This window comes from Pseudomonas sp. W2Aug9 (assembly GCF_023127755.1).
Taxonomy (GTDB): domain Bacteria; phylum Pseudomonadota; class Gammaproteobacteria; order Pseudomonadales; family Pseudomonadaceae; genus Aquipseudomonas; species Aquipseudomonas synxantha_A.
On sequence record NZ_SPKL01000016.1, the window covers coordinates 10,191 to 23,338 of the forward strand.

Annotated in this window: 14 protein-coding genes; 10 read left to right on the forward strand and 4 right to left on the reverse strand. The window is 60.4% G+C overall.

The features are described 5' to 3' along the window. Nucleotides 1–2,313, reverse strand: a 2,313-nt coding sequence (locus tag E3O56_RS12855) for a condensation domain-containing protein (protein ID WP_248128374.1), incomplete at its 3' end; no start/stop codon positions are given. A gap of 210 nt (nucleotides 2,314–2,523) precedes the next feature. Here E3O56_RS12855 and E3O56_RS12860 point away from each other — a divergent pair. From E3O56_RS12860 to E3O56_RS12870, 3 genes are all read left to right on the forward strand, one after another. After that, entirely contained in the window at nucleotides 2,524–2,775 is a 252-nt protein-coding gene (locus tag E3O56_RS12860; protein ID WP_032876316.1) for a type II toxin-antitoxin system HicA family toxin, read from the forward strand. Then, on the forward strand, nucleotides 2,772–3,131 hold the full coding sequence (locus tag E3O56_RS12865; RefSeq protein ID WP_103735389.1) for a type II toxin-antitoxin system HicB family antitoxin: 360 nt from the start codon (nucleotides 2,772–2,774) through the stop codon (nucleotides 3,129–3,131). Before E3O56_RS12860 ends, E3O56_RS12865 begins: the two co-directional genes overlap by 4 nt. 227 nt (nucleotides 3,132–3,358) lie before the next feature. Beyond that, nucleotides 3,359–4,363, forward strand: a complete 1,005-nt coding sequence (locus tag E3O56_RS12870; protein WP_248128375.1) for a family 2 encapsulin nanocompartment cargo protein terpene cyclase — start codon at nucleotides 3,359–3,361, stop codon at nucleotides 4,361–4,363. A 12-nt stretch (nucleotides 4,364–4,375) separates the two neighbouring features. Here the strand turns inward: E3O56_RS12870 and E3O56_RS12875 are convergent, their stop codons facing one another. Then, nucleotides 4,376–5,548 (reverse strand): MFS transporter, encoded by a 1,173-nt coding sequence (locus tag E3O56_RS12875; protein ID WP_032876322.1) that lies wholly within the window; start codon nucleotides 5,546–5,548, stop codon nucleotides 4,376–4,378. 131 nt (nucleotides 5,549–5,679) lie between these two features. On the opposite strand from E3O56_RS12875, the gene E3O56_RS12880 reads away from it, so the two are divergent. Further along, nucleotides 5,680–6,267: a TetR/AcrR family transcriptional regulator gene (locus E3O56_RS12880; protein WP_032876325.1), complete on the forward strand. Its 588-nt coding sequence runs from the start codon at nucleotides 5,680–5,682 to the stop codon at nucleotides 6,265–6,267. Here the strand turns inward: E3O56_RS12880 and E3O56_RS12885 are convergent. Both E3O56_RS12885 and E3O56_RS12890 read right to left on the reverse strand, forming a co-directional pair. Next, complete coding sequence (locus tag E3O56_RS12885) at nucleotides 6,251–7,606, reverse strand: MATE family efflux transporter (protein ID WP_248128376.1); 1,356 nt, start codon at nucleotides 7,604–7,606, stop codon at nucleotides 6,251–6,253. The genes E3O56_RS12880 and E3O56_RS12885 overlap by 17 nt on opposite strands. An 84-nt stretch (nucleotides 7,607–7,690) precedes the next feature. Beyond that, the gene (locus E3O56_RS12890; RefSeq protein WP_103735386.1) at nucleotides 7,691–8,539 is read right to left on the reverse strand and encodes an IclR family transcriptional regulator; all 849 of its coding nucleotides are present in this window, start codon (nucleotides 8,537–8,539) and stop codon (nucleotides 7,691–7,693) included. Nucleotides 8,540–8,764: 225 nt separating this feature from the next. Between E3O56_RS12890 and E3O56_RS12895 the strand changes: the two genes are divergently transcribed. The 6 genes from E3O56_RS12895 to E3O56_RS12920 all read left to right on the forward strand — a co-directional run. Further along, entirely contained in the window at nucleotides 8,765–9,793 is a 1,029-nt protein-coding gene (locus E3O56_RS12895; protein ID WP_032876332.1) for an ABC transporter ATP-binding protein, read from the forward strand. Continuing rightward, nucleotides 9,790–10,635 (forward strand): ABC transporter permease, encoded by an 846-nt coding sequence (locus E3O56_RS12900; protein ID WP_103735385.1) that lies wholly within the window; start codon nucleotides 9,790–9,792, stop codon nucleotides 10,633–10,635. The genes E3O56_RS12895 and E3O56_RS12900 overlap by 4 nt, the downstream gene beginning before the upstream one ends. A 4-nt stretch (nucleotides 10,636–10,639) precedes the next feature. Further along, on the forward strand, nucleotides 10,640–11,434 hold the full coding sequence (locus tag E3O56_RS12905) for an ABC transporter permease (protein ID WP_248128377.1): 795 nt from the start codon (nucleotides 10,640–10,642) through the stop codon (nucleotides 11,432–11,434). Then, entirely contained in the window at nucleotides 11,434–11,724 is a 291-nt protein-coding gene (locus E3O56_RS12910) for a (2Fe-2S)-binding protein (RefSeq protein WP_005787618.1), read from the forward strand. The genes E3O56_RS12905 and E3O56_RS12910 overlap by 1 nt, the downstream gene beginning before the upstream one ends. Then, entirely contained in the window at nucleotides 11,721–13,064 is a 1,344-nt protein-coding gene (locus E3O56_RS12915) for an NAD(P)/FAD-dependent oxidoreductase (RefSeq protein WP_223018660.1), read from the forward strand. The genes E3O56_RS12910 and E3O56_RS12915 overlap by 4 nt, the downstream gene beginning before the upstream one ends. Next, nucleotides 13,061–13,148 (forward strand): FAD-dependent oxidoreductase (locus tag E3O56_RS12920; protein WP_248128400.1); only part of this gene is annotated, 88 nt, incomplete at its 3' end. The genes E3O56_RS12915 and E3O56_RS12920, both read left to right, overlap by 4 nt.

The window sequence follows — 13,148 nt, forward strand, 5'->3', positions numbered from 1 at the left end:
GAGGCGGGTGCACGCCTGCACGCCCGGCTCGTGGATAAACGCCTGCAGCATCGACGGCACGAAGTGCAACGTGGTGATGGCGTGCCGGCCGATGGTTTCGATCAGGCGCGCCGGTTCACGGTGCTCCCCAGGCGCCGCAACCACCAGGCGCGCACCGGTCATCAGCGGCCAGAAGAATTCCCACACCGACACGTCGAAGCTGAACGGGGTTTTCTGCAACACCGCATCCGCGGCATCCAGACCGTACGCCTGCTGCATCCAGCTCAAGCGGTTGACCAGCGCTCGATGGCTGTTGCCGGCGCCCTTGGGCTTGCCGGTGGAGCCGGAGGTGTAGATCACATAGGCGAGATTGAGTGCATCAATAGCGACGGCGGGCGCTGTGTGGCCGTAGCCGTCGAGCCACAGCGCCGGCTGATCCAGAGCGATCACCTGGATTCCGGCAGCCGGCAGCGCGGCCAGCAGGCTTTGCTGGCTGAGCAGCAACCGAATGCCGCTGTCTTCGATCATGTAGGCCAGGCGTTCCTGGGGATACTCGGGGTCGAGGGGCACGTAGGCGCCACCGGCCTTGAGAATCGCCAGCAGGCCGATGACCATTTCGACGGAACGCTCGACACAGATCCCCACCAGCACGTCGGGGCCTACGCCCTGCTCGCACAAGGCGTGGGCCAGCTGGTTGGCCCGGCTGTCGAGCTGGGCGTAGGTCAAGGTGGTTGTACCGAATACCAGTGCCGGTGCATCCGGGGTGCGCTGAACCTGGTCTTCGATCAGGTGATGAATTGCGCGTTCGGTTGGGTATGGCTCGGCAGTCTGGTTCCAGGTGTGAACCAGCCGGTGCTGTTCTTGGGCATCAAGCATCGACAATTCGCCGATACGCTGTTTGCCATCCAACACCATCGCCTGCAACAGGCTGATCCAGTGTTGGGCCATGCGGTCGATGGTCGGCGCGTCAAACAGGTCATTGGCGTAGGTCAGCGCGGCGTGCAGGGTGCCGGATTTTTCATAGGTGTCCAGGGTCAGGTCGAACTGCGTGGTGCGGCCTTGCCACTCCACCAGGGCCAGCTCCAGGCCGGACGCGGTACTGACCGAAGCGATGTCGGCGACGACCGGCTGGTGGTTGTACATCACCTGGAACAGCGGCGTGTGACTCAGGTTGCGCTCGATTTTCAGCGCTTCTACCAGGCGCTCGAAGGGCAATTCCTGATGGGCCTGGGCACCCAGGGCGTGTTCCTTGATGCCTTGCAACAGCTCGGTCACGCGGGTTTGCCCGCTCAGTTCGGTGCGCAACACCTGGGTATTGACGAAGAAACCGATCAGCCCTTCGACTTCAGTGCGGTTGCGATTGGCAATCGGCACGCCGACGCGGATATCACCCTGGCCCGTATAGCGATGCAGCAGCACATTGAACGCGCCCAGCAGCAGCATGAACAAAGTGACGTTGTGTTTTTGCGCGCAACTGCGCAGTTGTACCGCCAATGCCGGATCAATCGCGAAGTTATACCGCGTGCCTTGATGGCTGGGCATCGCCGGGCGTGGGTGGTCGGTGGGCAGTTCCAGTACCGGATGCTCGTCGCCCAGGCGCGCCTGCCAGTATTCCAACTGGCGCGCCTGCTCCCCCGCTTCCAGCCAGCGCCGTTGCCACAGGGCATAGTCGCTGTACTGGATCGGCAGCGCCGGCAATTGCGGTTCTTCGTTGCGCTCATGGGCGTCATAGCAACGAATGAACTCGTCGATCAGTACGTTCATCGACCAACCATCAGAGACGATGTGATGCAGGGTCAGCAGCAGCACGTGCTCTTGATCGGCGAGTTTGAGCAGTTGCACACGCAGCAGCGGGCCGTGCTCCAGGTCGAACGGCAACAGGGACTGGCGGGTAGCGGCGTCGCTGACGGCCTGCTCGCGCTCGGCGGCTGGCAAGGCGCTGACGTCCAACTGCTCGACATTCACCGCCGGTTCTACCGCCACCTGCGCCAAGCGCTCGTCGGCCTGTCGCTGGAACACGGTGCGCAGGGTTTCGTGACGCGCCACCAGGCTGGCGAACGCCTGCTCCATCGCAGGCAGGCTCAGCGCGCCGGTCAAGCGCACCGCGCCAGGCAAATTGTAGGCGCCACTGGCCGGGTCCAATTGCCAGAGAAACCACATGCGCTGCTGCGCGTAGGAAAGCGCCTGGCGATCCTCAACCTCCACCCCTGCCGGTATCGGAAACCTGGAAAAATCCACGCCCTCTTTCTGCAAGGCTTGCAGGAACAGTCGGCGTTTTTCCAGGGGCAGCCCGATAAACCGGCGAGCAAGTTTCAAGGAGTCTTCAGCATTCATTTCTTCGAATCCGGGGCAATAGGCGGGAAGCACAAAGGCACGTCGTCCCTATAAAACGAACCGGGAAGGGAAAAATTAGCGGGGGGATGGGTGGCATCGAGCGAGCTGTCATCAAGGGTTACATCAATTCCGGGAAAGGCACACGCCCCCGAGCTAGCATTGACGAACACCACTTTTTGCAACTACATTTAGTTACACGCAAGGAACGCCGTGTCCAAAAATGAAAAGCTGCTCGCCAAATTGCTCAATGAGCACATGGCATTTACCTGGCCCGAGCTCGTCACGCTGTTACGCCGACTCGGATACACACTGATTGAAGGGGCTGGAAGCCGCGTCAAGTTCGATATCGGCGACCCCAGTGCAATGATCACGTTGCACAAGCCTCACCCGGGCAACGAACTGAAACATTACATTCGGCGCCAGATCATCGAACAATTGAAATCAGGAGAACTGATTCAGTGAACAACCAGCTCAAACATAAAGGCTACATCGGCTCTATCGAGGCCAGCCTCGAAGACAACTGCCTGTTCGGCAAGATTTTATTCATCAAGGCATTAGTGAGCTACGAAGGCAAAACCGTCGCAGAACTGGACGCAGCCTTTCGCGAAGCCGTGGACGATTATCTGGCTACCTGCCAGACCCTGGGGCAATCACCTGAGAAGCCATGCAAGGGCTCGTTCAACGTACGCGTTGGGCATGAACTGCATCTGGCAGCCGCTCTGGCCGCAATGCGTAAAAAGGTGACGTTGAACGACCTTACGCGCCAAGCGCTGAATGAGTTTCTGCAACAGCACGACGACGGTCTAGCGGCGGTTTGAATTGGCCAGTCAGGCAACATCGCCACAGGGCTCGTTCGATGCGTGTGGCGAAGTGACGACGCGAGTCATCCCAAATGGTCTTATTCGGGCATTAGAGGTCGTTGACTCCAATCAGAACTAAAGGGTCCATTGTGTTTTTCCACCCGGACTTCTAAATTGAAATCAACGCCCTTCCTGATCCTTGGTCCGCAGTAACGTCCAATGGCATAGACACCCGGAGTCTTGCTATGAACGACATCAGCCCGCCGCCTCCCCCACAAAAAAACTCAACCGGCCTGGAAATACCTGCGCTTGAATGTCCATTACCGATACGACTGGACGAAGCGCTCGGCAACCGTATCAATGCGCTGTTAATGGCGTGGATCAATCGAATCGGTATTTTCGAGGGGCAGTTGGATCACGTAAGGGCCTCGAACTTCGGGCGTTTCGTAATGCTGTGTCACGCCGACACCGACGACGTTCAACGCTTGCTACTGTCTGCAAAATGCATGGCGGCGCTGTTCGCGGTAGACGATCACTATTGTGATGATGAGCGAAGTGGCGCCAACCCCAAGCTCCTGGGCGCACGCTTGTCACTGGCCCTGGCCGCCCTGGACAGGGCATATCTGATTCCATCCCACGACCTCGCGCTCAAACGTGCGCTCAACGATGATCCGGTTTTACGTGGATTGCGGGGATATATGAACCACCTGGATCGCTATGCGACACCCTCGCAGAAAGCTCGCGTTCAGTCGGAGACCATTGCGATGTTCGTGACCATGAATGCGGAAGCTTCATGGCGCATCGAACACAGCCTGCCTCAAGTCTGGGAATATTTGGCACATCGTCAAATCAACAGCTTTTTACCTTGCATGGCCCTCATTGATATTGTCGGCGGCTATGAACTGGGTGCCGATACTTATTTTTCTGCGCCTGTACGCGAAGTGATCGCCCTAGCTGCAAGTTTGACCATGCTCGTCAATGACTTGTATTCCGCATCCAAAGAGCAAGAGCCTGGCATCGGTGATTTCAACCTGCCATTGCTGCTGGCAAACGAACAAGGTTGTTCATTACAGCAAGCCTTGTGGTTGACAGCCGATCTTCACAACACGCTTATACGTAGATATGAAGCCAAGGAAAGAAGGCTGCTCAAACAGGCCTCCCCCACGCTCAAGCGCTTCCTCGGCGGGGTAAAAGCCTGGCTGGGCGGCAATTACGAGTGGCATCGACACAGCGGTCGCTATCAAGTGTGAACAAGCCGGCACTCAGCCCAACCGCCGATACCCCAACCATGCGGCCAACAACACCACCGCCCCCGCCGCCAACGCCACCCGGAACCCACTGGCAGCGCCGAAATGATCGATCATCCAACCAGAGCTGGCGGCGCCGATAGCAACGCCGATGCTCAGCCCGGTGATCAACCAGGTCATGCCTTCGGTAAGACGGCTGGGCGCAACGATCTGCTCGACCATGGCCATCGACACGATCAAGGTGGGCGCAAAGAACAGGCCGGAGATAAATATGGCGACGGCCAGGCCGGGGATGTTGCTCACCAGCAACAAGGGCAAGGTAGTCAACGCCGTGGCCACACCGCAGAACAGGAACTGACGCGGCAACGGCGCCTTGAGCTTGAGGGCACCGAAAGCCAGCCCGGCCAGGCACGAACCGATGGCGTACACCGACAGCACAATACTCGCCGCCGCCGGCTGGCCCTGATGCTGGGCGAACGCCACACTGACCACGTCCACCACGCCGACGATCACGCCCATGGCCAGCAGCAAGGTCATCAGAATCAAAACCGCAGGGGAAGCGATCAGCCAGCGGCCATGCGCGCCGTGGTGCTCGTGTATGGGTGGCTCGGTTTGCCGCTGCATTACAAAGGTGGTGACGCCCACCGCTAGTAACAATGCCGCCACCAAAGGGCCGGCTTCGGGGAACAGCACTACGCTCAGGCCCACAGAAATGGGTGGGCCGATAATAAAGCACACCTCATCCAGCACCGACTCCAGAGCAAACGCGGTTTGCAGCCTGGGCTGGCCGCGGTACAACTCGGTCCAGCGCGCACGCACCATGGCGGACATATTGGGCATGCAGCCGGCCAGCGCAGCAAACAGGAACAGCGTCCAGCTTGGTGCCTGCAAACGCGTACACAGCAACAACATCAATAGCGCCCCGCCGCCGATCAGTGCGGCTATCGGCAGGACCTTGCCCTGCCCGTAGCGGTCCACCCAACGCGACACTTGCGGCGCACAAAACGCCGTGGCCAGGGCAAACACCGCCGCCACCGACCCCGCCAGCCCATAACCGCCATGGACTTGGGCGAGCATGGTGATCAGGCCGATACCGGTCATCGAGATTGGCATGCGCGCCAACATGCCTGCGAGCACAAAGGCTCGGGCGCCTGGGACCTGGAATAATTCGGCGTAAGGGTTTGCCATCCTGCGTAACCTCTTGCTCAAGCCGCGGCCTTGCTATCTGAAGCGATCCGGGCAGAATACATACGGTGCGTATGTGATGGATCATGCTTCGCATACGCACCGTATGTCAATCACCAACCGATGAGACTTCCATGAGCCGAGCCCGTGCCGAAATGATCGAAGAGACTCGCGCCCGCCTGATCGCAAGTGCGCGCCGGGCATTCGCCACCCAAGGCTATGCCCATACCTCGATGGATGACTTTACCGCTCAAGCCGGGCTGACGCGCGGTGCGTTGTACCATCACTTTGGTGACAAAAAAGGCTTGCTGGCAGCCGTAGTCGCCCAGCTCGACAGCGAGATGGACGAGCACTTGCAACGCATCAGCGCGCAGGCCATAGAGCCCTGGAGCGGGTTTTGCGAACGCTGCCGAGCTTATCTGCGCATGGCCCAGGATCCGGAAATCCAGCGCATTGTGTTGCAGGATGCGCCAGCGGTGCTGGGGGATACCGGCTCACAACACCACTGCGTTGAGTCGTTGCGCCAACTCTTGGAGGCCCTGATGCAAGCCGGATGGGTGGAGCCGGCACCCAGCCAGGCACTGGCGCAGTTGATCAACGGCAGCCTGGTCAACACGGCGTTGTGGATCGCCCGAGATGCACACCCGAGCGCGCGGCTGGAGGAAGGCTTGCAGGGCCTGGAGGTGTTACTGCGCGGGCTCAGCCTCAAACCAACCGCTTGATCTGCTTATGCCGCCATACCAGCCGGTAATACGCGGTCTGCAATACCAGCATTGCCAGGTAGGTCACCGGGAACGCCATCCACACCCCCTCCAGCCCGAAGTGTGCGTTGAACAGATAAGCCATCGGCAGCTCCACGCAAAGCACGCAGAAAATCGAGATTGCCACCGGCATCAGCACCACGCCGCTGGCGCGCATGATGCCGCCGATCACCGCCTGGAAGCCGAACACCAGGATGCTCCAGAGCATGATGTGCAGCAGGTGTTCGGCTCTGATCCGGGCGCTGTCGTCAGTGATGAACAGCCCCAGCAACCAGTGCGACAACCCATAACCGAGCACAATCAGGCCCCCGGTCAGGCACAGGTTGATCACCAACCCCGTGCGCAGGATCGAACCGATGCGCTCCAGGCGCCCGGCGCCGATCGCCTGGGCACCGAGGATCGAGGCGGTGATGGCAATCGACAGCGCCGGGAACTGGACGTAGTTGACGATCTGCGTCACCGCGCCATAAGCCGCCGTGGCCTGGGAGCCGTGGCTATTGACCAGGGCCAGGATGACCAATTCCGACAACGACAACACCACCATCTGCAAGCCTGTCGGCAGGCCGATGCGCAGCACTTTACCGAGGATGACGCGGTCCAGGCGTAAAGCCGCGAGCAGCTCGCGATCCGGTGCCATCACATGGTTTTTATGCCGCAGGCGCAGGACCAGGAACAGCATCGCCAAGGCGTTAGCCACCAAACCTGCGTAAACCGCACTCTGGATGCCAAGGGGCGGCAGGCCGATCCAGCCGCGAATCAGCGCTGGCGTCAGCAGCAAGCCCACCAGGGTCGAAACCATTAACGCCAGCAACGGCGAAATCGTATCGCTCACCCCACGCAGCAATTGGGTATAGAGGATGAACACCAGCAACAGCGGCATGATCAACATCATCATCTGGGCATAGCCCACCGCATCGTCGAGCACATCCAGCGGCGTACCCAATGCCTGCAAGGCCGGGCGCGCAAACAGGCTGCCCAGCACCGCGGCAATCAGGCCCACCAGGGCGCCCAACGTCAGGGTGGCGCCGGTAATCACCTTGACCAGCCCCGTCTCCTGGGCACCCCACGCCTGGCCGATCAACACTGAGGCGCCCGCCCCCAGGCCGATCACCAGGGCGATAAAGAAAAACACGATGGGGAACATCCCCGACACCGCCGCCAAAGCCTGGGTGCCGAGCATTTGCCCGACATAGATACCGTTGAGGGTGCCGGAAAAGCTTTGCAGAAAATTGGACAGCACCATCGGTGCCAGAAAGATCAGATAGATCTGCCACAGCGGGCGTTGCAAAGGGGTCAGCATGAAAAATGGGACCTCGAATAACGAAAGCGTCGCAGGGTTATACCGTAAGTGGATCCAATGCTAATGCGTTTTAGCAAAGATCATTCATCCACCAAACGTCTGCGACGGCCTGCGCAACGTAGGGTCGAACGGGTTGATGCGTGGCCCGATTGCTGCAGCTTCGCGCTTGAGCAACTCCACCACCATCGGCAATCGGCTTGGCCCCAGGCGGTCACTGATGGTCGCCACACTCAACGCTGCGACCGCATGCCCCTCGCGGTTGAGGATCGGCACTGCCAACCCCGCCATACCTTCCAGCACCCCGGTGTTGCGTGCCGCGTAGCCCAAATTGCGAACGTTCTCAACTTCGGAGCGCAGCAGCACTTCGTCATACAAATGAAAATCCTTGAGCCGTGGCAGGTTGTAGCGGATGACCGTCTCGCGCTCTTCCTGCGGCAGAAAGGCCAGAATTGCCAAGCTGCCCTGCCCTACCCCCAGGGCTACGCGCCCGCCGATATCACCGGTGAAGGTACGAATCGGGTACGGGCCTTCGCTGCGGTCCAGGCAAATGGCGTCGAAGCCGCTGCGAGCCAGCAGGAACAGCGAATCTCCCAACGATGCACTCAGGCGCAACAGGCTTGGGCGCACCAGATCGCGCAGGTTGCCAGTCTTGCCGGCATTGGCCGCCAACGCAAAGAACTCCAGGCTCAGGCGATAGCGTTTACTGCGCGCATCCTGCTCGACCATGCCTTCATCCATCAGGCTGCGTAGCAAGCGGTGAGTGGTGGGCTGGGAGAGGCCAACTCGGTGGGCGAGCTGGGTGACACGTTCACCTCCCTCGGGCACTTCACCCAGAGCGCGTAGTAAGGCAAACACGCGGGATACGCCACCAGCACCGACTTCCTTGCCGCTACTATTCCGATGAATGGAATCTGTATCACTCGATATCAACATAAATTCTGCTCAGTGAATAAATCTTAAAATAGTAGTCCGCTGAATGAAATTCCATCTTCCGCCCATCCTAGTCTTCGCTCTAATCTGCGTCCACAGGGGCGAAACGAACAACAACTGGCAGCCGACTCAAGATCGAGCGTCAACGCACCGGCAACACTCTTTTCGCATCTGCCCAAAACAAAAAAACGCGCTTCGGCGCGGCGGAATAAAAGGTGGAACGCAGACATGGCATTTCTCCAACTCAACGCCTTGAGTAAACGCTACGGCGCCGTTGATGCAGTAGTTGCCACCGACCTCGCGGTGGAAAAAGGTGAATTCGTTTCCCTGCTTGGTCCTTCGGGCTGCGGCAAGACCACCACCCTGCAAATGATCGCCGGCTTTGTCGAGGTGAGCAGCGGCCAGATCCTGCTCGATGGTCGCGACATCACCCGCGCCAAGCCTGCCAGTCGTGGCCTGGGCGTGGTGTTCCAAAGTTATGCGCTGTTTCCCCATATGAGCGTGCGCGACAACGTCGCCTTCGGCTTGAAGATGCGCAAGGTACCGGCCGCCGAGATCGCAAGCCTTGTCAAGACCGTACTCGAACTGGTGCGTCTGGCCCCCCATGCCGAACGCTACCCTCGGGAACTCTCCGGCGGCCAACGCCAACGCGTCGCGCTGGCCCGTGCATTGGTGATCGAGCCACCGGTTCTGCTGTTGGATGAACCGTTGTCCAACCTTGACGCCAACCTGCGTGAAGAGATGCAGTTCGAGATCCGCCGCATTCAATGTGCGGTGGGCATCACCACCTTAATGGTCACCCATGACCAGGGCGAAGCGCTCTCCATCAGCGATCGCGTGGTCGTGATGCAGGCCGGGCGCGTGACCCAGATCGACGCGCCGTACAAACTCTATGAACATCCGCGCACGCGCTTCATCTCTGACTTTGTCGGCAAGGCCAACCTGCTGGCCGGCGACTACGACGCGCTCGGTGTCCCCCAAGTGCGTCACCAGGGCGGCGCTGGCCAACTGACCCTGAGCCTGCGTCCGGAAAAGATCCAATTGGTACAAGCAGGTTCAGGCCGCGTGCAAGGCCAGGTGCTCGACCGCTACTTTTTCGGCAGCCAATGGCTGTATCGCATCCATACCCCCCTTGGCGAAATTACCGTGGTGCGCGGCAACGATGGCAGCGCACCGCTTTGCAACGGCGCGGCAGTGGGCCTGCAATGGCAAGCGGATTTGCTGCGGGTACTGGCGGCCGATGAGGTGCACCCATGAGTCGCGGCTACCTGCTCTCGTTACCGGCATTGGTGCTGTTTGGCGGGTTACTGATCTTGCCATTGGCCTTGACGCTGGTACTGTCCTTCAACGTGTTCGATTACCAGGTGGGTGTAAAGGCCGATCAGTGGACCCTGGACCACTACCTGGCATTGTTGAGCGATGCCTATTTCTACGAGATCTTCTGGCGCACCTTCTGGATCAGTGCGCTGGTAACGTTGCTGTGCGTGCTGATCGGGGTACCGGAGGCGTACATCCTCAGCCGCATGGGTACGCCGTGGCGGTCGGTCTTCCTGATCCTGATCCTCACACCGCTTCTGATTTCCGTGGTGGTACGCGCGTTTGGCTGGAGCTTGCTGCTCGGCGCCGATGGCCTGGTCAACCAAGTGATCCAGGCCATCGGCGGGCGCCCGGTGAAGCTGCTGTATACGCCGTTCGCCGTGATCATCGCGCTGGTGCACGTGATGCTGCCGTTCATGATCATTCCGGTATGGACCTCCCTGCAAAAGCTCGACCCCTCGGCGGAACAAGCGGCGCTGTCGCTGGGCGCAAGCCAGGCCACGGTGATGCGCAAGATCGTGTTGCCGCAAGTGATGCCCGGTGTGCTGTCCGGCACCTTGATCGTGTTCGGCCTGGCCGCCAGTTCATTCGCAATCCCAGGGCTGCTGGGCGGGCGACGTCTGAAAATGGTCGCCACTGTGGTGTATGACCAATACCTCTCGGAACTCAACTGGCCCATGGGCGCGACTATCGCGGTGGTGCTGCTGTTGGTCAATCTACTGATCATGCTGAGCTGGAACCGAATGGTCGAAGGCCGCTATAAAAAGTCCCTGGGGGTTTAAGCGCATGTCCAGAAACGGTCCTTTGGCCCTCGGTTTCCATGGTTTGGTGGTGCTGTTCATGATGGCGCCGCTGGTGGTGGTGTGCCTGGTGGCGTTCACCCCGGAAAACACCTTGAGCCTGCCCACATCGGGCTTTTCCCTGCGCTGGTTTCGCGCCGTATTCGAACGCGCCGACTTCACCCAGGCCTTCTATAACAGCCTGATCCTGGCGTTTACCGCCGCGTCCCTGGCGACCTTGATCGCGGTACCGGCGGCTTTGGCGATCAGTCGCTATACGTTCCCCGGGCGCAACTTTTTCAGTGCACTGTTTCTGTCGCCGATCATCATCCCGCACCTGGTGCTGGGCGTGGCGATGCTGCGCCTGTTTGCGTTGATGGGCGTTAATGGCAGCTTTACCTGGCTGATGCTGGCGCACGTGGTGATCATCACTCCCTATGTACTGCGCCTGGTGCTGGCGGCAGCGATCGGGATTGATCGCAGTGCCGAGCAGGCCGCCGAATCCCTCGGAGCCGGGCGCTTTACGTTGTTCCGGCAAATCACCTTGCCGATGATTTTGCCTGGGGTGGCCGGTGGTTGGTTGCTGGCGTTCATCAACAGTTTCGATGAGGTGACCCTGTCAATCTTCGTCAGTTCACCTGCCACACAAACCCTGCCGGTGCGCATGTACGTGTATGCCACTGAGTCCATCGATCCAATGATGGCGGCGGTATCGGCTCTGGTGATCGCACTCACCGCAGCGACCATGATTCTGCTCGATCGGGTCTACGGCCTGGACCGTGTACTGGTGGGGAAACACTGATGGCGCTGTTCAAGCGACTGACCGAAACCCAGCGCCCAGCCCTGGCGTTCACCCTTGATGGGCAGCCGGCCACCGGGCTGCTCGGCGATACCTTGCTGACTGCCATGCTGACCTGCGCCGACCATCTGCGCGGCAGCGATTTCAGCGCCGAACGCCGCGCCGGTTTTTGCCTGATGGGTGCGTGCCAGGACTGTTGGGTGCGGCTTGCCGATGGGCGACGCGTACGGGCCTGCTCGACGTTGCTCGAAGAAGGTCACGCGATCAGCCGCGATCCAGGACGGCAGCCATGAAGCCCGTGGCAATTGTAGGCGCAGGCCCAGCGGGCATCGCTGCCGCACGTACGCTGCTCGATCACGGCATAAAACCCTGCTTGATCGATGAGAACCTGCGCGGCGGCGGGCAGATATATCGGCGCCAACCGGCAAACTTCCAGCGCTCGGCCAAACAACTCTACGGCTTTGAAGCGAGCAAGGCGCAGACCGTGCATCGCATCATGGACGAGCTTGCGCCGTTGATCGACTACCGGCCGCAAACCCTGGTATGGAACGCCGAGGACAACCGTCTCGACCTGCTCACCAGCGGTCGCATCGACAGCGTTGAGTATTCGCGCATCATTGTCGCCACCGGCGCCACCGACCGCATCCTGCCGGTGCCGGGCTGGACCTTGCCGGGCGTCTACAGCCTGGGCGCGGCGCAAATCGCCTTGAAGTACCAGGGCTGCGCAATTGGCGAACGCGTAGTGTTTTGTGGTTCCGGACCACTGCTCTATCTCGTCGCTTATCAATATGCCCAGGCGGGCGCCAAGGTGTTGGCCGTGCTCGACAGTGCGCCGTTCAGTGCCCAATGTCGCGCATTACCGGCGCTGCTCAGGCAACCGGCGACCCTGGCAAAGGGTTTGTATTACCGTGCTTGGCTGACGGCCCATGGCATTGCCGTGCATCAGGGCGCAACACTGTCGCAGATCGATGGAGAGCAACGGGTCCACGGCATTCGCTGGGGCGAACAGACGCTGGAATGCGATGCGGTGGCCTTCGCGCATGCCCTGCGCAGCGAAACGCAACTAGCGGATTTACTCGGCTGTGACTTTGCCTGGAATAATCTCAACCGCGCCTGGTTGCCGCAGCGGGACTGCGCTGGGCGCAGCAGCGTCGAGGCGGTGTATCTGGCTGGCGATGGCGCAGGGATCATGGGCGCGGATGCGGCGCAGATGGCTGGCGAATGTGCGGCGTTGGCGCTGCTGGAGGATGCCGGCATTACGGTCGATCAGCACCGCCAGGATACGCTGCAGAAGCAGTTGGCGAGGATCCAGGGCTTTCGTCAGGGCCTGGAAACCGCGTTCCCTTTCCCCGAACAATGGGCTGTGCAAGCCCCCGACGAACTGATTCTGTGCCGCTGCGAAGAGGTCAGCGTCGGTGAAGTGCGGGCAGTAGTGGATGAGGGTCACTGGGAAATAAATCGGGTCAAAGCCCATTGCCGCATTGGCATGGGCCGCTGCCAGGGACGGATGTGCGGGTTGGCGACGGCGGAAATTGTCGCCCAGCGCAGCGGGCGTGGCATCGAACAAGTCGGACGCCTGCGAGGCCAAGCGCCGATCAAGCCGCTGCCGTTTGGCGTGGAGGGGCAACCATGATCGACGTCATCGTCCTGGGCGGCGGCATCGTCGGCGCTTCGGCAGCTTTGACACTCGCGCGAAGAGGCCAGCGGGTGGCGCTGG

What these genes read in the sequence shown, in the direction of transcription:
- E3O56_RS12870 (WP_248128375.1), top strand. Translation starts at nt 3,359, where the DNA reads ATGAACGACATCAGCCCGCCGCCTCCCCCACAAAAAAACTCAACCGGC.
- E3O56_RS12875 (WP_032876322.1), bottom strand. Translation starts at nt 5,548, where the DNA reads ATGGCAAACCCTTACGCCGAATTATTCCAGGTCCCAGGCGCCCGAGCC.
- E3O56_RS12880 (WP_032876325.1), top strand. Translation starts at nt 5,680, where the DNA reads ATGAGCCGAGCCCGTGCCGAAATGATCGAAGAGACTCGCGCCCGCCTG.
- E3O56_RS12885 (WP_248128376.1), bottom strand. Translation starts at nt 7,606, where the DNA reads ATGCTGACCCCTTTGCAACGCCCGCTGTGGCAGATCTATCTGATCTTT.
- E3O56_RS12890 (WP_103735386.1), bottom strand. Translation starts at nt 8,539, where the DNA reads ATGTTGATATCGAGTGATACAGATTCCATTCATCGGAATAGTAGCGGC.
- E3O56_RS12895 (WP_032876332.1), top strand. Translation starts at nt 8,765, where the DNA reads ATGGCATTTCTCCAACTCAACGCCTTGAGTAAACGCTACGGCGCCGTT.
- E3O56_RS12900 (WP_103735385.1), top strand. Translation starts at nt 9,790, where the DNA reads ATGAGTCGCGGCTACCTGCTCTCGTTACCGGCATTGGTGCTGTTTGGC.
- E3O56_RS12905 (WP_248128377.1), top strand. Translation starts at nt 10,640, where the DNA reads ATGTCCAGAAACGGTCCTTTGGCCCTCGGTTTCCATGGTTTGGTGGTG.
- E3O56_RS12910 (WP_005787618.1), top strand. Translation starts at nt 11,434, where the DNA reads ATGGCGCTGTTCAAGCGACTGACCGAAACCCAGCGCCCAGCCCTGGCG.
- E3O56_RS12915 (WP_223018660.1), top strand. Translation starts at nt 11,721, where the DNA reads ATGAAGCCCGTGGCAATTGTAGGCGCAGGCCCAGCGGGCATCGCTGCC.